15 protein-coding genes are annotated in these 21,819 nt (G+C 41.2%); 5 read left to right on the top strand and 10 right to left on the bottom strand.

The window, feature by feature from the left end:
* Nucleotides 1-59: 59 nt before the first annotated feature.
* Together H6G79_RS30535 and H6G79_RS30530 are read right to left on the bottom strand one after the other, a co-directional pair.
* Nucleotides 60-806, bottom strand: a complete 747-nt coding sequence (locus H6G79_RS30535; protein WP_190594077.1) for an ABC transporter ATP-binding protein — start codon at nucleotides 804-806, stop codon at nucleotides 60-62.
* A gap of 50 nt (nucleotides 807-856) precedes the next feature.
* A complete protein-coding gene (locus H6G79_RS30530; RefSeq protein WP_190594069.1) occupies nucleotides 857-1,489 on the bottom strand; it encodes a Uma2 family endonuclease in 633 nt (210 codons plus the stop codon).
* 288 nt (nucleotides 1,490-1,777) lie between these two features.
* Between H6G79_RS30530 and H6G79_RS30525 the strand changes: the two genes are divergently transcribed.
* Nucleotides 1,778-2,329, top strand: a complete 552-nt coding sequence (locus tag H6G79_RS30525) for a Uma2 family endonuclease (protein WP_190594067.1) — start codon at nucleotides 1,778-1,780, stop codon at nucleotides 2,327-2,329.
* Between the two features lie 2 nt (nucleotides 2,330-2,331).
* Nucleotides 2,332-2,517: a DDE transposase family protein gene (locus H6G79_RS30520; protein ID WP_190594065.1), complete on the top strand. Its 186-nt coding sequence runs from the start codon at nucleotides 2,332-2,334 to the stop codon at nucleotides 2,515-2,517.
* A 108-nt stretch (nucleotides 2,518-2,625) separates the two neighbouring features.
* Here the strand turns inward: H6G79_RS30520 and ctpC are convergent, their stop codons facing one another.
* From ctpC to H6G79_RS30495, 5 genes are all read right to left on the bottom strand, one after another.
* On the bottom strand, nucleotides 2,626-3,915 hold the full coding sequence (ctpC, locus tag H6G79_RS30515; protein WP_190594063.1) for a carboxyl-terminal processing protease CtpC: 1,290 nt from the start codon (nucleotides 3,913-3,915) through the stop codon (nucleotides 2,626-2,628).
* Nucleotides 3,916-4,174: 259 nt separating this feature from the next.
* Nucleotides 4,175-5,401, bottom strand: coding sequence for a (E)-4-hydroxy-3-methylbut-2-enyl-diphosphate synthase (ispG, locus tag H6G79_RS30510; RefSeq protein WP_190594062.1), 1,227 nt, complete (start codon nucleotides 5,399-5,401; stop codon nucleotides 4,175-4,177).
* Nucleotides 5,402-5,435: 34 nt separating this feature from the next.
* Nucleotides 5,436-5,609, bottom strand: a complete 174-nt coding sequence (locus H6G79_RS30505; RefSeq protein ID WP_190594061.1) for a hypothetical protein — start codon at nucleotides 5,607-5,609, stop codon at nucleotides 5,436-5,438.
* 22 nt (nucleotides 5,610-5,631) lie between these two features.
* Nucleotides 5,632-8,130 carry a LamG domain-containing protein gene (locus tag H6G79_RS30500; protein ID WP_190594060.1) on the bottom strand — a complete coding sequence of 833 codons (2,499 nt, stop codon included), beginning with the start codon at nucleotides 8,128-8,130 and terminating at the stop codon, nucleotides 5,632-5,634.
* Between the two features lie 1,103 nt (nucleotides 8,131-9,233).
* Nucleotides 9,234-9,857, bottom strand: coding sequence for a 4Fe-4S single cluster domain-containing protein (locus H6G79_RS30495; RefSeq protein ID WP_190594059.1), 624 nt, complete (start codon nucleotides 9,855-9,857; stop codon nucleotides 9,234-9,236).
* 495 nt (nucleotides 9,858-10,352) lie between these two features.
* Here H6G79_RS30495 and H6G79_RS30490 point away from each other — a divergent pair, with 495 nt between their 5' ends.
* Nucleotides 10,353-15,470, top strand: a complete 5,118-nt coding sequence (locus tag H6G79_RS30490) for a PAS domain S-box protein (protein ID WP_190594058.1) — start codon at nucleotides 10,353-10,355, stop codon at nucleotides 15,468-15,470.
* Nucleotides 15,471-15,616: 146 nt separating this feature from the next.
* On the opposite strand, the gene H6G79_RS30485 is transcribed toward H6G79_RS30490, so the two are convergent.
* From H6G79_RS30485 to acs, 3 genes are all read right to left on the bottom strand, one after another.
* A complete protein-coding gene (locus H6G79_RS30485; RefSeq protein WP_190594057.1) occupies nucleotides 15,617-16,102 on the bottom strand; it encodes a YcxB family protein in 486 nt (161 codons plus the stop codon).
* A 5-nt stretch (nucleotides 16,103-16,107) separates the two neighbouring features.
* Nucleotides 16,108-17,748: a CocE/NonD family hydrolase gene (locus H6G79_RS30480; protein WP_190594056.1), complete on the bottom strand. Its 1,641-nt coding sequence runs from the start codon at nucleotides 17,746-17,748 to the stop codon at nucleotides 16,108-16,110.
* Nucleotides 17,749-18,145: 397 nt separating this feature from the next.
* Nucleotides 18,146-20,119, bottom strand: coding sequence for an acetate--CoA ligase (gene acs / locus H6G79_RS30475; protein ID WP_190594055.1), 1,974 nt, complete (start codon nucleotides 20,117-20,119; stop codon nucleotides 18,146-18,148).
* A gap of 296 nt (nucleotides 20,120-20,415) precedes the next feature.
* Here acs and H6G79_RS30470 point away from each other — a divergent pair, with 296 nt between their 5' ends.
* Nucleotides 20,416-21,063: a restriction endonuclease subunit R gene (locus H6G79_RS30470; protein ID WP_190594054.1), complete on the top strand. Its 648-nt coding sequence runs from the start codon at nucleotides 20,416-20,418 to the stop codon at nucleotides 21,061-21,063.
* A 25-nt stretch (nucleotides 21,064-21,088) separates the two neighbouring features.
* On the top strand, nucleotides 21,089-21,817 hold the full coding sequence (locus tag H6G79_RS30465) for a Uma2 family endonuclease (protein WP_190594052.1): 729 nt from the start codon (nucleotides 21,089-21,091) through the stop codon (nucleotides 21,815-21,817).
* The last annotated feature ends 2 nt before the right edge of the window (nucleotides 21,818-21,819 follow it).

The following is a 21,819-nucleotide window of genomic DNA, read 5'->3' as shown; positions in this document are numbered from 1 at the left end:
TCGGCATCAACCTATCTCTAATTCCTCGGTACTGACCTATCATCATCAAAAATTAATTATTATCCCAAATAAGCTTTTTTCACTCGCTCATCACTAATTAATTCTGATGCTGCACCTGTTAAAGTGATAGAACCAGCTTCGAGTACATATCCCCGGTCAGCAATTTGTAAGGCTAAATTTGCGTTCTGCTCAACTAATAAAATAGTTACACCTGTCGCCCTTAAATTTTCAATAATTGCGAAGATTTCTTTGACAATTGCTGGTGCTAAACCCAAGCTTGGCTCATCTAACAATAACAATTGTGGTCTACTCATTAAAGCCCTTGCGATCGCCAACATTTGTTGTTCACCACCACTGAGAGTTCCGGCTAACTGATTGCGGCGTTGTAGCAATCGCGGAAATAACTCAAATTGACGTTGAATATCAGCTTTAATTTCTGCTTGATTAGAACGGATATAAGCACCTAATAATAAATTATCAAAAACAGTTTGCTTTGCCAAAACTCTCCGCCCTTCTGGACAATGGGCAATCCCCAATTTCACAACTTCATGAGGTTGACGGCGGGTAATATTGCGTCCACTATAAATAATTTCGCCACGCACAGGATTAACTATTTTGGATATAGCTCTGAGTGTAGTAGTTTTACCAGCACCATTCGCACCAATTAAAGTAACGACCTCACCTTTATTAATAGTTAAATTAATCTTTTTCAGTGCTTGAATCCCGCCATAATTTACATCCAAATTTTGAATATCCAAAATCTTAAAATCTTCTGTATTTTCATATCGGCGTTCATCGGCGTTCATCGGTGGTTGCATCTCAAAAGTATCTATAAAAAATTATCTACCTTTGTGAATCATTTTTGTGTGGATACAAGAAAGTTCCGCAACCATCTAATTGCTTCGCTTGTCGTGTCTTCCCGCGCAATTCGGAAACATTGCTGTACAATTTCTGGAATGTTAGGAAAATAACTGCTTTCACTCAGTGTATAATCTTCCCCTTGTAACCTATAAATTAACAACTGTTTATTTATCAGCAGCCAGACTTCCGGCACTTTATATACTAAATAATCATTAATATCGGTATAACTAGTAACATCTATTTCAATGGCTAAATCTGGCGGCGGATCATTTTGCCAATCAATCCGGCTTTTACCGACTGCTGATGGCCAATTTTCAATATAAAAGCAAAAATCAGGCTCAATACCGCTAACCTCTGGCAAACTCATGGTGATGGGTGTAAATGAGTCATATCTAAGGTTTAAATGATCAAGAAAAACCTTAGCAACATCAGCCACCAAACTTACATCTTTTCCATCTTCTGGTAGCGGTGACATCAATAAAATCTCCCCTGGTCGATATTTAATCCGAGGGATGGAGCGATCGCCTAACACTGATACCATTCTTTGATAGTCTTGCCAGTTTCCCAAAAGTTTCAGGACAGCGCCAGCAGGAAGATGAATTTTTTCTGATGTAACTACGGTATTCATGAGTTATGCAGAAATATAACAGTCATATTTGAGAAATTAACAAAAGAGACAAGGTAGACACAGGAGACAAGGGAGAGAAGTTTGTTAATCATTTAGGATTGCTATCTTAAGAATGATCCAATAGGAAATATCAATATATTTAATGGCTACTAACTTCTCTAGTCCCTAAGTCTTGAGAATGTTGGGTTCCGTTCCTCCACCCAACCTACACCTTTTCTAGCCCCTAATCCCTTTTCTCACCCTCTTGCTAAGATAACATCATGATTGACATGGGAGGAATCAATCGTCATGAGTGTGATTTTAGCTAAATGGACGATTGACGAATATCATCGCATGATTGAGGCTGGCATTTTAAGCGATCGCCAAGTTGAACTTTTGCAAGGAGAAATTATCGAAATTTCACCAGAAAGCGAACCTCATGCTTATTCTAGTGATGAAGCGGGTGAATATCTAGCAAAGTTACTGGGTGAACGAGCCTCAATTCGTGAAGCTAAACCAATTACCTTACCCAACAACTCTGAACCAGAACCAGATATTGCCATTGTCCAACGTTTGGGGCGGCAATATAAACACCATCATCCATATCCAGAAAATATTTTTTGGTTGATTGAGTATGCTAACTCTAGTTTAGAAAAAGATTTAGAGATAAAAACTAAAATCTACGCCCAAGCAGGTATTTTAGAATATTGGGTTGTGAATTTAAAAAAGCAAAATCTCATTATATTTCGAGAAATTCTCAATGGAGAATACACCTCAAAACAAACATTAACTACTGGTACAATTCAGCCACTAGCATTTCCCGATGTTGATGTGGCAGTAGAAAAAATTATTAATAACTAATAATGGAAAACACACAACTTTGGTATATTGTCAAGCGCAAAGCTCAAAACTGCGAAATCGTCCCCAGCAATTTAGTTAGAGACGATGATCCAGAGATTATAGAAAAGTGGGGAACATTTACTTCCCAAGAAGAAGCGATCGCGCGGCGGATCGGGCTAATCAGGGCTGGTAAATGCCAACCCCAATAATAGTGCTGAGTGCTGAGTATGCGGGATGAATTGCGATTTTAGCCAAGCTTAAAGGTTGATTTTTTGCGTCTTGGCACGAGTCAGAAATCATCCCATGTTTAAAACCCTCTAATTATTTTTCTCCGCCCTAGTTATACCTTTGGCAGCAATTTGTTTACCCAAAATTTCCACGCCTTTAGCATATTGCGGATCAGCCATAGTTGCTAGTTTGTCACGCTCATGCAGCCATAAATCTTGCCGTTGAGCATCTGTCAAATCCACTTTCACATCGGGGTCAATCCCGTGCTTATTAATATCTTTACCGCTAGGAGTGTGATATTTGGCAATTGTCACCGCCAATCCAGAGCCATCATCTAGGGGACGCACCGACTGTACCAATCCTTTACCAAAGGTTTGAGTACCTACCAAAACAGCCCGTTTATTGTCCTTTAAAGCTCCCGATAAAATTTCACTAGCACTAGCAGAACCCTTATCTACCAACACTACTAATGGTTTATTGGTGAGAGCGCGGCCATTGGCAACTTCTCGCTCTTGCTCGCCTTGGCGGTCAATGGTAGAAACAATTGTGCCTTTATCTAGCCACATCCGAGCAATTTCTACACTAGAGAATAACAAGCCACCAGGGTTGCCACGCAAATCGAGAACATAGCCAGCAACTTTCTTAGACTCTAAATCTTTGATGGCGTTTTGCATTTCTTTACCAGCATTAGCACTGAATTGGTTCAGGCGGATGTAACCGATATTCCCTGCTGGTGATTTTTTTTGCGAATAACGTACTGGATGAATTTCAATTCTGGCGCGTGTGATGTTGAACTGCTTGATAGCACCGTTACGCTGAATTGTAAGTGTAACTTTAGTATTTGGTTCGCCACGGATTAAGGATACAGCTTGGTTTGTATCCATACCCTTAGTGCTTTTATCATTAATTTTGAGGATGATATCTTTGGCTAAGATTCCCGCCTTAAATGCCGGTGTATCTTCAATGGGCGCAATCACAACCAATTGCTTGGTTTTTTCATCCTGACTGATAGTAATCCCGATACCTGTGAGTTCTCCAGAGGTATCAACCTGCATATTTTTGAACTCTTCCGGGTCCATAAACCTAGTGTAAGGATCACCAAGTTTCTTCAGCATTTCCCGGATGGATTTATAGGCTTCTTGCTGATTACTGTAGGACTTGTTCAGGTACTCCTTACGAACAGCCTGCCAATCTACTTGGTTAAAAGTGCCATCTACGTATTGGCGGTTAACAATTTGCCAAACTTCATCTACTGTTTCCTTGGGACTTGCTTTAAATAAAGCCTGACCACGCGAGTGAATGCCCAAGCTAGTAACAGCAATTGTGGAGAGTGTTACTGCCGTAGCACCCAAAACAAGCCTACTTTTTGTAATCACCATAATGACAGCTGTGTCAGAGGGAAAATAATAGTCAGTATGCCCAATCTAACACAGGTATTCTGCAAAGACCGGGTATGTATTTCTAATTTCATGAAAATACTTGACAATCCGGCGAACTTGGGAAGTATAAAGTCTGAAGTATGAAGGATGAAGTATGAAATTGAGCTTTGATGGTTCCTGGTAGTGATGGGTTTCGCTTCTTACAGACAAGCAGCCCCAAACAATTTTACATAACTTCATACTTCATACTTCACACTTCTTATGGATCTACCCAACGTCCATCGGCTTTAATCAAATTGATTAACTCTTCTACACCTTGGTCTTCTGGAACTTTTTTAATTTCCTCACGCCCGCGATATAAAGAAATGTAACCAGGAGTTTTGCCCACATAACCATAGTCAGCATCTGCCATTTCGCCAGGGCCGTTGACAATACAACCCATCACGGCGATATCTAACCCTGTTAAGTGTTTGGTGGCTTCCCGGACTTTATGTAGTACTTCTTCTAAGTTAAATAAGGTGCGTCCACAGGAAGGACAAGCGACATATTCCACCATTGTTTTCCGCAGTCCCAAAGCTTGCAAAATGCTATAGCAGACAGGGATTTCGTTTTCTGGTGCTTCTGTGAGGGAGACGCGGATGGTGTCACCAATGCCATCTGCTAGTAAGGTGGCAATACCAGCCGTAGACTTGATTCTGCCGTATTCACCATCACCTGCTTCTGTGACACCCAAATGTAAAGGATAGTCCATACCTAATTCGTCCATCCGCTTGGCTAACAGACGATAGGCGGCTACCATCACGGGAACGCGAGAGGCTTTCATGGAAACCACTAAGTTGCGGAAATCTAATGATTCACAAATGCGAATGAATTCTAAAGCCGATTCCACCATTCCTTCTGGAGTATCACCGTAGGTAAATAGCATTCTTTCCGCTAGGGAACCATGATTTACCCCAATCCGCATCGCTTTGCCTTGGTCGCGCAAGGAAACTACTAGAGGTTCTAGAGTTTCGCGGATTTTATCGCCAATTTCCTCAAATTCGGATTGAGTATATTCGGTACGGTTGGCGTTTGGTTTTTCAAACACATACAATCCAGGGTTAATCCGTACTTTCTCGATGTGTTTGGCAACTTCTAAAGCAATTTTCATACCATTATGATGTACATCAGCCACAATGGGTACATCTTGGTAAGTTGTAATGATTTTTTGCTTAATTTCTGCCAATGCTACAGCGTGAGCGAGGCTAGGCACTGTGACACGAACGATTTCGCAGCCGACTTCGTGCAAGCGACGAATTGCGGCGACAGAACCATCAATATCCAGAGTGTCTTCGTTAATCATTGACTGCACCACCACAGGGTGTCCGCCGCCGATGGTGACATTGCCTACTTTGACTGGCCGAGTTTTACGCCGTTTGATTGTAGTATCAAAGGTGGGTTGACTAGATGTGGTGTTTGAGCTTGTAGGTGTAGGCAGAGTTTGCATAACTCATTCAGTAAATTTTTGTAGCTAAAAATATTCAGACTAAACAATCCTGTCTCTCAGAGTGCCACAATGGGGGCTTTTTTTGGCGACGGGATGGGAAAAAAGCAGATGACGATCGCCATACATCATCATATATAGCAGGTGATAGGTGACAGGTGATAGAGATAAAATGAAGAGCGATCGCATCATCACGGCGATCGCTCTTCATTTTTACTATTTTAGTTCTGTGCTTAATTCGGCTTAAATAGCTGCCAAGCTATCAGTAAAATCAGCACAATCAAAAACAAATAAACAATTAGGTCGGTTTTATCATATCTAGTCTTAGTTTGGGTTTGACGCTGATTGTTGTTAGCTCTGGTATTATTTGCGTCTGGTCTTGGTGGTGGTGTGATTGGAATAACAGGTTTAACTTGTTCTGCAACTGGAAGATTATTAGTTTCTGGCGGTGATGGTGGTGTCACTGGTTGAACAGGTTTGATTTGTTCCGCTACAGGAAGATTATTGGTTTCTGGCGGTGATGGTGGTGTGATTGGTTGAACAGGTATGACTTGTTCCGCTACAGGAAGATTATTAGTTTCTGGCGGTGGTGGTGGTATGACTGGTTCCGCTACAGGAAGATTATTGGTTTCTGGCGGTGGTGGTGGTGTAACTGGTTCTACAGGTATAACTTGTTCCGCCACAGGAAGATTATTGACTTCTGGCGGTGGTGGTGGTGTGACTGGTTCCGCAACTGGAAGATTATTGGCTTCTGGCGGTGGTGGTGGTGTGACTGGTTCCGCAACTGGAAGATTATTGGTTTCTGGTTGTGGTTCTGGCGTTACTGGTGCAATAGGAGTGACTTGTTCCGCAGTCGGTTTGCTATCTTCAGCCGGAATAACTTCCAGGTTCCACTCATTACCGATACCTGTACCCCAAGTTGTGACACCTTGTTGAGAGTCTGGACGATGTAAGTAATCACCTTTCCAAGATTTTAGTCTGATAGTGCGATCGCTGACTGATTCCACCAGCCACTCATTACCGACACCTGTACCCCAAGTTGTGACACCCTGTTCTGAGTCTGGACGATGTAAGTAATCACCTTTCCAAGATTTTAGTCTGATGGTGCGATCGCTGACCGACTCCACCAGCCATTCATTACCGATACCAGTTCCCCAAGTGGTGACACCCTGTTCTGAGTCTGGACGGTGTAAGTAATCACCTTTCCAAGATTGCAGCTTGATTTTGCTATTGTTTGGTAGATTTACTGCTGCATCTGTAGAATTTTTTTCAGGTTCAATGTTAGTTGTGGCTGACTCTGGCTGTGGTGCAACTGCTGGTTCTACTGCTTTTTCAGGTTCAAGGTTAGTTGCGGGTGCTGGTTTGATGAGTAGTTCTTGCTGTTGCCAAATCGCACCATTAACTGTACCGTTGTTTGCACGGCTAGTCTTATCAGCTACTACAGTACCGGAACATTCATTTAACTGCCAGTAGCCAACTAACCCGTCCTCATTTCCTGCAAGTCTGCTGTGCAGATGCTGTTGAATTTCTGCTTGGCTGCGAGCAATATTCCAAACCCGCACTTCTGAAATTTGACCATCAAAGTAACCATCCTGCGGCCAGTTACTTCTACCGATGTAGTTTTGTGTCCGGTTAATATTTGCTGGGAGTTGTAGCTGTCCACTTTGAATTAACTCACCATTTTTGTAAAGTTTCGCAAATCCTGACTGATCAATTGTTGCAGCTAAGTGCGTCCACTTGCCAGTTTCTAGAACTGCGGCGCTAGTAATTCGTCTTTCTCCGGCGCTAGTTTTGACATCTAAAGCTAGTTGATTAGTGGTTTCTGGATTGGCAAAAACAATATTATTGCTACTTACGCCATTGCCAAAATCGATAATTCTTGACCAATATTTAAAGCTGTTGTAGCGTACCCATGCTTCTACACTAAAGCCCTGAGAATAATCAATATTTACAGCAGGTAAAGATACATAATTATTTTGACCATTAAATTCTAAAACACACTGTCTAAGTGCAGTTGGAAATTCATAAAGTTCTTGAATATCTTTTTCAGATAATGCTCGATTATAAATCCGCACATCATCTATCACACCTTTGAAAAATTCGGTATGAGAGTTATGGGCTGCACCAATTTTTAAAGTTAAAGAATTAGTATTAACTGCCTCACTATGATGTTGTCCTGAACCATCAAGATTACCATCTAAATAAAAAGTTGATACACCTTTAGAGAAAACTACAGCTACGTGATGCCACTCGTTGAGAGAATAAGTAGTGTGAGCAGATACGTTTTGTTTTCCGCCAGTTAAACGCAATCTTCTGCCAGTACTGCCATCGTAGGTATCAAAATTATAGCCATCGTTGACACCTGCTGTAGTTTTGTCAATTAGTCTGTAACCTCTTAATGAATTATCTTCTGGTTGGTTAATCCAGAGGGAAATAGTAAAGTTATCAGTAAGGTTTAGCAGGTCATTGTGGGCGATTTCGATATAGTCATCAATGCCATCAAATTGATAAGCACTGTTAGGATTCCCAAATCTATCCTTGGTAAGTGTTGCACCGTAGACAGTTCCATGAAGTCCGTGTCCACTGCTATCATCTGCATTGCCGTTAAATGGATAATGAGCTACTAAACCTTGTTTGAGTAGTTCTGTTGCTAATTCTTGAAACTCTGCACTACTCAAAATCCATGCGTCGGAATTGCCGACAATTTTGCTCAGTTTTTCAGCAGCTTGCATAATTATTGCCCTGTGTTGTTGATTGAAATGATCTGTTGAAGCTACGCAAAAAAAAAGAAAGATAAGGGTTTGATGAAGGGTGAAGGGGTATAGGGGTGTATGTATTAAAAACCCTTATATAACCTCAAGCCCTTACACCCATTCTTAACAGACAAACTTTGTCTGTAAGTCCTGAAGATGTTTTGCAGTCCGATACTTCAACAATTGGTTACAATGGGGGAATTTCTAGTGAAAATTAACGATACTCATTTCCACTTCATCAAGATATCCACTTATTGGCTGATCGTCCTACGTATAATTACTGAAATCTCTGGAAATCTACTGAAAACTAGGATGTTATTATTACTATGATTTCAATTGGTAAATTTATATGATTGTGAGTTTTTAGAACTTCAAAGTGCTGAATTTTGAGAGGCGATCGCACTCAATATCAGTTCCCAAAATGCACGAAATCTCCTAGACAATTTCCTAGTTTAATGAGGTACAAATTTATTTAATCTTATTCTGTCTCAAGCAGATAGTGATGAAAGATTTTATGTACTAAGTGAAGATGGGCAAGAGGGAGATACAATTGTAGTTCTGTTAAATCCATCTATATTTAAATTTCTTCAAGACATTAGTAAGTTTGAGAATCAAGACGTACCAAAGCCTATCGAGACATATTTTGAGAGTATATTGTCCTGAATATCAAGTAAAAAGTGCTGCACCAACTGTGCAGAATAAATATGGTCAGTGTTGTTTTCAAAAGTAAAGATTGAGAAAAACCTGAGATATAGGAATACGGTTTGATTCCTATATCTAGTTGTGCAGACAGGGAGTAGGGAATGGGGAGTAGGGAGTAGGAAAGAAGCCTGAACTGGGTGTACTGATTTTTTCCCAAATCAAATATGAGTCCTATAAGTAACCACGCAAAATTAATTACAGTCATTGCGAGCGAAGCGAAGCAATCCCAGCCCTTGCGATTGCTTCATTTCGCTTCGCTCCATTCGCAATGACTTTGTGTAATTAATTATGTTTAACTACTTATTGCTGGTTATTTAACTGGTTACGATTTCCTCTTCAATGCTTTATCTGTGGCAAACATTTTTTGAATTGGGATTACTTTAAGTTAATTCCAGTCGTCCGCGATAACCGGTGACAATGCGGCTACCATCTTTGAGAATGTGAATTTCAATTTGGTCACTAGCCCAAGTAATTTGGTCGGCTAAAGCAGGGTTAAAGACATTTACTCGCTGGTTACTAGAAGAAACTGGGGAGTTGGGGGAATTAATCGCCAGAGATTCGACAAATGGCCCATCAATTAAAATATCTAATTGTGCTAATAGTTCTTGTGAACCTGGAGGTGCGGAGTCGGACTGGAGTTGTTTGAGGGTAAAACCTGTAAAAGACATCACATTTAAGCCCGCAGCTTTTAGTTTACGTGCTAAAGCGGCTAAAGCAGGTGCTTGCCAAAACGGTTCGCCACCAGAGAAGGTGACACCTGTGTTTTGGGGTTTACTGAGAATTTGCTCGGCGAGGGTATCAACAGCAATCAGTTGGTTAATCTCAAAAGGCCAAGACTCAGGATTAAAGCACCCAGAACAGGCGCGGGGACAACCTTGCACCCAAATCACAGCGCGACAACCAGGGCCATTAACTTCTGACTCATCAACATAACCCATAATGTTGAGATAGCCAGGGGGAATTTCTAGAAGTGTTGGTGATGGGTAAGTTGGTTGCGTTTCCATCTGTTTCCTCCTGTGCTGAAATTACCCAATACTCTTGATGTGTTGATTTGGAATTATGCGGTGCGATCGCCGTCAAAACCTACATCAAAGCAATTATCGCTACCAGTCACTCGACATACTGCATTTGATTTGACTAAACTGCCATTCTCCATAATTCCATCAACATTGAACCCGAAAAAAATGAGGAACTTGTGAAGATATCTCGCCTAACTCGTAATTCACGTTTTCTGTGGAACACAAGTAAATTCGGCAATCAAACCAAATTACTATAGGACTCATATTTGATTTCTGAAAAAAATCAGTACACCCAGTTCAGGCTTCTTTCCTACTCCCTACTCCCCATTCCCTACTCCCTGTCTACACAACTAGATTCAGGAATCAAACCGTATTCCTATATCTCTGCGTTATATTTATTAATAATATTCTAATTTTATGAAAATATTTTCCCTTTGATCCCCAGAAATTTTTAATAAATTATAAAATCAAGAGACATTTATGTATGATCAATCGATGAAAATTCTATTGGTTGATGATCAGCCCACTGATTTAAATTTTTTAACTCAAATTCTTGAAGGCGAAAATTATCAGGTACAAAAAATAACTTCAGGTAAACTGGCAATTGACGCAGTACTCAAAATATTGCCTGACTTAATTTTACTAGACATTCTCATGCCGGAAATGGATGGTTATGCAGTCTGTCAGTATCTCAAAACTCAGCCACAAACTCGACATATTCCGGTTATTTTGCTCAGTTCTATAGAAACCTTACAAGATAGAGAGAAATTTTTTCAATTAGGGGCTGTTGACTATATTACCAAGCCACTGTGCGCTCCCGAAATTTTAATTCGTGTGCAGAATTGCATTCATCGTCACATCCAGTCTCAGCAACTAAAGTTGGCATCAATACCAACAAAGGATACATCTCAGGCACAAGCTTTAAAATTGCTAAATCTTAAACTCCGTAACCATAACTTAGTATTAACGGAATTAGCTAAAAATCAGATATTATATCAAGGTGAGATCAAACAAGCATTTGGCGCAATTACAGAAGCAGCTACGAAAAGCTTGGAAACGGAACGAGCTAGTATCTGGTTATATAATCAAACTGCAACTGCGATTTCTTGCCTAGATTTATTTGAGCAAAGTCATCAGCGTCATAGTGAAGGGCGTACCTTAGCTGTAGTAGATTATCCGATTTATTTTCAAGCTTTGCAGCAAGAAGAAATCATTGCGGTGGAGAATGTTCACATTGATCCGCGAACCCAAGAATTTGCTCAACCTTATTCCGAAATCAACGTTATTTCGATTTTAGATATACCGATTCGATCAGCCGGAAAAACGGTGGGAGTTTTGTGTTTAGAAGCGGTGGGAGAATTGCGAAATTGGACATTAGAAGACCAAAACGTTGCCCGTTCCCTGGCAAATATCGCATCTTTAATATTGGAAGCGCGGGAACGTCAACGCGCCGAAACCGCACGTCAAGCTTCGGAAGCCAAGTTAGCATCAGCCTTTAAAGCTTCTCCTGACCCAATTATTTTGTGTAAACTGCCAGAAACTCGCTACATCGAAGTTAATGATAGTTTTTGTCGGCTATTTGGTTATTCTCGTACCCAAGTGATTGGTCACACTGATCAAGAATTGCAGATTTGGGCTAATTCGCAAGAAAGTGTGTTTCTGACACAAATTTTGCAACAAACTAAATCTTTACGCAATTATGAAGTTGATTTCCGTACCGCCAATAGAGAAATCAAAACTATGTTGTTCAGTGCGGAAATGATTGAAATTGATGGTCAAAAATATGTGTTAGCTACAGCGAAAGATATTACAGACCGGAAGCAGGCAGAAAATGAAAGTCGGCTACTACTATTAACATCCCAAGCTATTACCCGCGCGGTGGATGTTAATAGTGCTTTAAAAGTGGTGTTGCGTTTAATTTGCCATTCTATTCACTGGGATTTTGGGGAAGTATGGCTACCGAGTAAAGATGGGAAATGTTTAGAACATAGTTTAGTTTGGTATGGCGAAGAAACCAGCTTAGGACAATTTTCTCTCAATAGCCAAACAGTCAAGTTTGTTGTGGGTGAGGGGCTACCTGGGCGGATTTGGCAAAATAAACAACCAGAATGGATTGAAGATGTTTCTGCGGCTACGCAACCAAAGTTTTTGCGATCGCCACAAGCAGCCCAAGTAGGATTAAAAGCAGCCTTTGGTGTGCCAATTTTAGCTGATGGTGAAGTATTAGCAATTTTAGTCTTCTTTAAACGCACTGCTGTATCTATTGATAAGCGGTTACTGATGTTAGTTGGGGCTGTGGCGACTCAGTTAGGCAGTTTAATTCAGCGCAAAATGATCGAAGCGGCCCACAGACAAAGTGAAGAACGTTTACAACTTGCCTTAGAAGCCAGCGACTTGGGTTTGTGGGATTGGAATTTGATCACAGATCAAGCTTACTGTGGCTGGCAATGGAAACACATTATGGGATACGAAGGCCATTATCTAACAAATACTTCTCAAGCACTGGAGAAATATATCCATCCAGAAGATTTACCAGCAGTCAGTTCTGCTTTAAAAGCCCATCTGCAAGGGGTGAGTGCTGTTTATGAAGTTGAGTATCGGATGCTCGGTGGTAATAATGAATGGAAATGGATTCATTCTCGCGGGAAAATTGTTGAATGTGATGATTGGGGTCAGCCGTTGCGGATGATCGGTACTCATAAAGATATTACAGAACGCAAAACTTTAGAGCGAGAATTGGCACTACGAGAAGCGCGTCTTAATGCCTTTTTTAGTAGTGCGCCTGTGGGGATGAAAATACTCGATAATCAATTGCGATATGTACAGGTAAATCAAGTTTTAGCTGATATTCACGGATTATCCCCAGAATCACATATTGGTAAAACTGTATACGAAGTTATACCCCAAATTGCACCTTTATTAGTGCCATTTTACGAACATATATTATCGACTGGCGAAAAAATTCTCAATATAGAAATTTGTACAACCACACCCAAGCAACCAGAAATATTGAGTTATTTTTTAACTTCTTATTTTCCGATTCCCGATGAAGACAATCGGATTTCGGGAGTGGGGACAGTGGTAGTAGACATTAGCGATCGCAAACGTGCAGAATTGGCTTTGCAAGAAAGTCGGCTGCGCTATCAAACCTTAGCGGATGCTTCACCAGTTGGCATCTACCATACAGATAAATTTGGTCATTGCATCTATCTTAATCAGCGTTGGTCGGAAATTACTGGTTTACCACAAGCAGAAGCAATGGGTACTGGCTGGGCAAAGTCCTTGCATCCTGATGATCGCGATCGGGTTTTTGCTACCTGGAATGAAGCCGCCGCCGCTAAATCTTTATATACATGCGAACATCGTTGTCTGCGTCCTGATGGAAAAAGTGTTTGGGTGATTTGCCAAGCCATACCAGAACTCGATGAACATGGAGAAATTACCGGACATATAGGGACAATTACAGATATTACCGAGAGTAAACTAGCAGAAGCCGCTTTACGAGAGAGTGCTGAACGAGAAAAAGCAATTGCCCAAGTCATTCAAAGAATGCGCCAAACTTTAGATTTACAGACAATTTTTGCCGCGACAACTGAAGAATTACGCCAAGCATTAAATTGCGATCGCGTGGTTGTCTATCGTTTTAATTCTGACTGGAGTGGTGAATTTGTCTCAGAATCAATGAGCGAAGGTTGGGTTTCTTTAATGTTAGAACAAATCCATGATCCCATCATTGCCAACGATGTTTTAGAAGATGGTCGCTGTCTAGAAACGATTTTACAAAGTGCCACTTATCCCATTCAAGATACTTATCTGCAAGCCAATCAAGGCGGTGTTTATGAGCAAGAGATAAATTTTCGGTGTGTGGCAGATATTTACAAAGCCGATTTTGACTCTTGTTATTTAGACTTATTAGAACGTTTTCAAGCCAAAGCTTATATTCTTGTCCCAATTTTTTGTGGAAGCAAATTGTGGGGTTTACTCGCCAGTTATCAAAACTCTAATCCGCGAGAATGGAAAACAGGTGAAATTAATATTGTTGTGCAAATTGGCAATCATTTGGGCATTGCTTTGCAACAAGCCGAACTACTAGCACAAACCCAAAGACAATCACAAGCATTACAAGCAGCAGTAATTACTGCTGATGCTGCTAATAAAGCCAAAAGCGAATTTCTCGCCAACATGAGCCACGAATTACGCACACCACTCAACGCAATTCTTGGCTTTACCCAAGTTATGAGTTATGACAATCAACTGTCAACAGAACACCAACAACACCTAGCAATTATTAATCGTGCTGGCGAACATTTGCTCAACTTAATTAACGACATCTTAGAAATGTCTAAAATTGAAGCCGGCAGAACCACATTAAACATCAGTCATTTTGATTTAATTGCCTTATTAAATAACCTAGAAGAAATGTTGCGGTTGCGTGCCGAATCAAAAGGTTTACAACTACAGTTTGAATACGCACCACAGCTACCTCAGTATGTGCAAACAGATGATAATAAACTACGGCAAGTTTTACTTAATCTTTTAGGCAATGCGATAAAATTTACCGCTAAAGGTAGTGTGATTTTGCGTGTCAAATTAGCCCAAAAATCTCAACAACATACAGAAAATATTTTTTCTCACTCGCTTCTCTTCGAGATACAAGATACAGGCGTTGGTATTTCTCCTCAAGAAATTGATTTGTTATTTAAAGCCTTTGAACAAACTGAAATTGGACGAAAATCTCAACAAGGAACGGGACTCGGTTTAGCCATCAGTCGTAAATATGTGCAGCTGATGGGAGGAGATATCACTGTTACTAGTCAAGAAGGTATTGGCACTACTTTTACTTTTCAGATTGATATTGATTTCGCCGCAACTAGTCAACTTACAATCAGTCAAAATCAGTGTCGAGTTCTTTGTTTAGCACCAGGACAACCTGAGTACCGAGTTTTAGTTGTAGATGATGTTTTAGAAAACCGTTTAGTATTAGTTAAATTACTACAACTCAGAGGTTTTGTAGTGCGTGAAGCAACAAATGGCCAGGAGGCGATTAACTTATGGCAAGAATGGCAACCACATCTAATTTTTATGGATATGCGTATGCCTGTGATGGATGGCTATGTAGCAACAAAGTTAATTAAAACTGCAAATGAAACCGCAGTGTCTTCGTCAGTCAATGCGATTATTATTGCTTTAACTGCCCATGCTTTTGAAGAGCAAAGAGCAGCTATCCTATCAGCAGGTTGTGATGATTTGATTAATAAGCCGTTTCGTGAAGCAGAAATATTGGAAAAAATTCAACAATATTTAAATGTTCAATATATCTATCAGGAAGGAACTCAGCCTAAGATTAATGAAATACAATCAAATATTAGCCATAATACCATACACCAAGAAGTATTAGATTGGTTAGACCAAATGCCTGATGAATGGCTGAAAAAACTACATCATGCTGCGGCTCAGTGTAGTGATGATTTAATTTTAAAGTTAATGTCAGAAATTACCCTTAAAAATCCCAGATATCAAAAGTATTTAATCGAATTAGCGCAAAACTTTCGGTTTGAAATCATTATGGATTTAGCGAGCCAGAAATCAAATATATAGGAATCCGGTTTTATTTCTGAATTTATTTGTGTAGGTAGGGAATAGGGAATGGGGAGTCGGGAGTAGGAAAGAAACCTGATCTGGGTGTACTGATTTTTTTCCAAATCAAATATGAGTCCTATAGTTAAATGATAAAATTTCAGCAATTACCAGATTTTAATTAATTGCTTGCTCTGTAAAAATAAATCAAATCGATGGATATCTTTTTCACTTTCAAAAGCAGCAACTGGTAAATAATGAAATTGAGCTTTAGTCATGTATAAAAAATAATAGTCTGCTTTTGTGATGACTTGCATAAAGTGTGAGTAATTAAGTTTAACAATACTGCCATCTTCATAAAACATTGCAAAAAAGTTTTCATCAATTTCACAGTAGCGATTTTGAAAATTTAACGTAGAATTGCGCTTTCGTGGTTGAAAAAACAAAGGCAAGGAGACAAAATACGCTCCTAAGCCGACAAAATATATTAACCACCAATCAAAGCGATTTTGTAAGACGGAAACAACAATATTGATAACTAGCAAAATTGCGAAGAGAATAAAAAAAAATTTCATCCGTCTGTAATAGTCAACAGTTAACAGTGCGCCTAATTCTTTTGGAGTAATTTGAAAACTTTTAGTTTTGATGTACATTTCATTTAAACCAGTGGTAAGAAAATTTGAGAATTGCGATCGCCACCACAGTGTACTGTCAATGTGATAACCTGAGCATTGCGTAAATCATTACTGTTCAGTACTGCACCATTACCAGAGTTCATGGCATAAGCAGGAAAACAAGCTGCACTCAAACTCAAACGCAAAGCATTACCTTTGGCAATTTGTACACAAGTTGTTTGCAGTTTAATTTTAATCGGGACAGGAGTATGTTTTGGACAATGTATATACCCTTGAGTCAAATTATATACTTTGCCATCAGGCTGGACTTGCGATAACACAGCGCATACGTCATAACTAGGCTGGTCGGCATTACAATCAATTTCTACCACTACATTCCCCAGGATATGCAGGTCTTCGGTGAGTGGTTGAGTGGTATAGGTTAACACATCAGAACGACAATCAAGATGCGATCGCTCAAATACACCTGCTGGTAAGCCGGCATGACCACCTAAAGAAGGTACAGGTCGCCAAGGGTCGTGGACTAAAACGTCGTGAGTACTGAGTTCTGGATACTGTACACTGAGCGCAGTCGAAGTGTGAGTGCTGAGTATTCCTGAGTCTTCGCGGATGCTGGCGAGTCCGGTGGTTGACAGAAAATAAGATTTTTGGTTATCTGTATTTAGGCTAGGGAAAGTCCGCCAAATATTACTTCCCATTTCAAACAGGCAAATAGAAGACTCCCGCAATAAGCCTGTATCTATATCTTTTAAAAATTGATCAAACCAGCGAATTTGCATTCTATCTACAGGGCTGGCGGCTTTCGCACCAAAGTCAACTTCGCCGACTTTTCTTCCCCAAGGCAAATGCGCCCAAGGGCCGACTAATAAATGTTGGGGTTGGGTGCTGCGGGTTGCCATATCTTGGTAAAAACCCAGAGTTCCACGCAGATAAGTATCAAACCATCCGCCGATATGAAATATTGGCAAGTCCACAGCTTGGAAGTGGCGTTTGGGTGAAAGTTCTTCCCAATAATCATCGGCTTGGGGATGGGCTATCCATTCATGATAAAACGACTCCGGGGCAAGTTGTTGGAGAACTTCGGGATTATTTAGCGGTAAATTGCGTGCCGCAGTAAATAAAGCCTGATAAGTTGTGTGATCATAGCGTAGACGCGCGGTTTCTGTAGCTAATTGAATTGCCCAAGCGAGATTAGTTTGTAAACAGAATGCGCCACTTTCATAAGCCCAATCTGTATATAAATCATAAGCAATCATCGCCGGACAAATTGTTTTTAAAGCACTGGGTTTAGCAGCTGCGGCGTAGAGTTGGGTCATTCCTTGATAAGAAAAACCATACATTCCGACTTTGCCATTACTTCCAGGTAAATGGGCTGCCCAATAAATGCTATCTTCACCATCAGCAATTTCATGGGCAAATAACTTAAATTCTCCAGCCGAAGTACCGCGCCCGCGAACATCTTGAATCACGACAATATAACCTTGGGCAGCATACCAACTGGGATGGGCATAGACTACAGTTGATGCGATCGCTCTACCATAAGGTTGTCGCATTAATAATACCGGAAAATTCTCTGCGGCATCAGGGCGATAAATATCTGCATCCAGTCTGACACCATCGCGGGTGTACATAGATGCAGTTTGTTTAGGAAGAACTCTATACATAAGTAGTTGCACAAGATTAAATTAGGGAACAAGCAACAGGAAGAGAATGTGTGTAATTAATTCTGTGTGATTACTTAAGACAAGCACAGATGAGTAATGGCGTGTCTAAACTAAAATATAGCGGTTCTCGGTTGGATGAGGTACATTTCAACCCCACCCCCAACCCCTCCCCGCAAGCGGGGAGGGGAGCGTTTGCGTCAGCAAATGCGGGGTGGGGTTCCGACTGTATTACAAGCAAGTCAGAACCGCTATAGTGCATTAGATTGGAAAAATTAACCGCAGATGGACGCGGATATAGACGCGATAGCGGCTTCCCGGAGGGTACGCGGATGAAATCGGTTTTTTAATGCAACATTTCTAGACACGCTACTACTTTTTACTCAGTACTCAGCACTTTTTAAGCACCTTCACGTAATTTATCTAACACGCTACGGTCTTCGAGAGTTGAGGTGTCACCAGAAACTTCTTGTCCGGCGGCGAGGTTACGCAACAATCGCCGCATAATCTTGCCTGATCGCGTTTTGGGTAAAGCATCGGTAAAGCGGATTTCTCCGGGACGGGCGATCGCACCAATCTCCTGCACGACGTGTTTTTTCAGTTCTTTACTCAGTTCCTCGCTTGGTTGATGTGTACCTTCTAAGGTAACGAAAGCTACAACATCCTCACCTTTGAGTTCATCTGGTTTACCTACTACCGCCGCCTCAGCAACGGCTGGGTGAGAAACTAAGGCTGATTCAATTTCCATAGTGCCGAGGCGATGTCCTGAAACATTCAACACATCGTCTACCCGTCCCATCACCCAGAAATAACCATCTTCATCGCGTCTCGCACCATCGCCAGCAAAGTATGTATACTTGCCATCCTGGGGCGGAATATGTTCCCAATAGGTGCGGCGGAAGCGGTCAGGATCGCCGTAAACAGTCCGCATCATCCCCGGCCAAGGATGGCGCACTGCTAAATAGCCGCCTTCGTTATCGCCTAAAGAATTACCATCTAAATCAACGATGTCTGCCAAAATTCCGGGGAAGGGACGGGTTGCGGAACCGGGTTTGGTCGGAATTGCCCCTGGTAGGGGTGTAATCATAATTCCACCTGTTTCAGTTTGCCACCAAGTATCGACAATTGGGCAGCGATCGCCACCAATTACGCGGTGATACCACATCCAAGCTTCTGGGTTAATTGGTTCGCCGACGGTTCCCAGCAAACGCAGTGAAGACAAGTTGCGGGTTTTGGGATGGTGTTCGCCCATCTTAATAAACGCCCGAATCGCCGTTGGTGCAGTGTAGAAAATATTCACGCCGTATTTTTCAATCACATCCCAGAAGCAGCCAGGATTAGAAGCACGGGGCGCACCTTCATACATCAGTGTGGTTGCACCGTTGGATAATGGCCCATAGACAATGTAACTATGTCCGGTAATCCAACCCACATCGGCAGTACACCAATAAACATCTGTGTCTTGTAAATCAAATATCCACTTGGTGGTGATATGGGTGTACAAGTTATAACCAGCAGTGGTATGCACAACGCCCTTGGGTTTGCCTGTACTGCCAGAAGTGTAGAGAATAAACAGCATATCTTCGCTGTCCATTGGTTCCGCCGGACAATCAGCCGAGACACCTTTTTGTAAATCGTGCCACCAATGGTCACGTCCGCCCAACTGCATATAAATATCTTGTCCGGTGCGCTTGACTACCAAGACATTTTCTACAGAAGGAACAGCGCCATCTGCCAAAGCTTTATCGACTTGTTCTTTCAGGGGAACGATCGCATCTTTGCGCCAACCACCATCAGCCGTAATCACTAATTTAGCTTGGGCATCAATCAAGCGATCGCGTAAAGCTTCGGCACTAAAACCACCAAATACCACACTGTGGGGTGCGCCAATTCTCGCACAAGCTAACATAGCGATCGCCGCTTCCGGTATCATCGGCATATAAATACCAACGCGATCGCCTTTCTGCACACCCAACTGCTTTAATACATTGGCAAATTGGCACACTTCTCGATGTAGTTGGGCGTAAGTTAAAGTTCGGGAATCCCCTGGTTCACCTTCCCAAATCAACGCCGCTTTATTCTTGCGCCAGGTGGTGAGATGTCTATCTAAACAGTTGTAAGAAATATTAATCTTACCGCCGACAAACCACTTAGCAAACGGTGGTTGCCAATCTAAAACTGTGTGCCACTTTTCAAACCAATGCAACTCTGTTTCCGCTAAATCTGCCCAAAATTTTTCCGGGTCAGCCTTGGCTTTATCGTAAAGTTGTTGATAATCTTCTAAGCTTTTAATATGGGCGTTTTGCGAGAATCCCGCCGCCGGATGGAATAAACGCTTCTCTTGTAGGATTGACTCTATAGTTGGTTGAGACATAGTTGATCAGCACAATCACTATATGTTAGTAAAAACCATTCTTAGCCTAGTTAGGCTCTCAAGAGTTTAGATTTTCGTTAAGCTGGATGAAAAGAGGGGCTAGGGGCTAGTACAACAAGGCAAAAGGAAAAAAGCAAAAGGAAAAAGAAAGAATAACGATACCACAAGCCTTTTAGCAATTCTAGATAGTCTGTTTATTTACACCGACCTGTACTAGTTTTTGTTGAGTATCCAGGATTTTCACATTAAATAAAATAAGTATAAAATCTCATACTTCACACTTCATACTTCACACCATGCCGCTAATTCTTGAAGCTAGTAACTTATCACTCAACGATGTTCATCGCTTGCTGAAACTCGAAAAGCTTCCAAATGGCTCATTTACAGACTTTTTAAGTTTAGAACCAGTCTCTGAGTTTGAACAGCAGGATTTATTGCGAATCAGAAATGACTTTGAGCGTTACTCTAGTGAAGGTAAAATTTCTGAAGGATTAGTTAAATTTTTAACACTAGCGCCATTAATGCGACTGGCTGGATTTTATGATGTGCCGATTCGGTTAACAATGGAAGATAGTGTGGCGATCGCAGTCGAAGATGAAGACAGAAGAATTACCGGACGGATGGATATTTTAGCCCTCAACAGTTTTCAAAGTAATGCTGTACCACCTTTTTGGATTTTAGTGATTGAAACGAAAAATAGTGCGATCCATGTGGGTGAGGGTTTGCCGCAATTAATCACTTACGCCTTTAAAAGTTTAGAGCAACAACCATCTGTGTGGGGTTTAGTTACCAACGGACAGCTTTATCAATTTGTTCATTTAACCCGCGCCCAACAGCCTACTTATCAACTTATGCCATTATTAAATCTTAATGAATCCCCCGATGCGATCGAGTTATTACAAGTTCTTAAAGGCATCTGTCAGTTAGTAAATCTTCAGAAATAATAAACGTAGATATTGAGAGCCGCTTATGTCTGAACCTGCCATTGTAGACAGGATCAAGAGTGAAATCACAGCAGATGGTATACCATTTCCGCCTAGTGATTTACTAAGTGACGAACCACCATTGGAAAGTGATTTACACCGCGACCAAATTGAACTGCTAATTCGCACATTAAAGTTATGGTGGCAAGAAAGACAAGATTTCTATGCTTCTGGTAACTTGACAATTTACTACAGCCCCAGGCAAAAAAAATCAGAAGAATTTCGCGGCCCAGATTTTTTCGTGGTGTTAGGTACAGAAAAAAGAGACCGTAATAGTTGGATAGTCTGGCATGAAGACGGCAAATATCCTAATGTGATTGTCGAAATTTTGTCAGATTCCACAGCCGCAGTAGACAGAGGCTTGAAAAAACAAATTTATCAAGACACCTTCCGCACCCCTGACTACTTCTGGTTTGACCCCGTTACTCTTGAGTTCCAAGGATTTCATTTAGTAGAAGGTAGATATCAACCAATTACACCCACCCCAGAAGGCAAACTCTGGAGTCAGCAGTTAGAACTGTATCTCGGCGTGTATCAGGGCAAATTAAGATACTTTACGGCGGATAATCAGTTAATACCCACACCAGAAGAAAAAGCTCAACAAGAACAAAGCCGCGCCCAACAAGCCGAAACCCGCGCCCAACAAGCCCAAGCGGAAGTTAATCGGTTAAGGGAGATTTTACTAGCGCAAGGTATTGACCCCGACAATATTTAATA

It is taken from the genome of Anabaena sp. FACHB-83 (assembly GCF_014697485.1).
Classification (GTDB): domain Bacteria; phylum Cyanobacteriota; class Cyanobacteriia; order Cyanobacteriales; family Nostocaceae; genus Nostoc_B.
The sequence above is the reverse complement of the archived record's forward strand: the minus strand, read 5'-3'. Positions and strand labels throughout refer to the sequence as shown.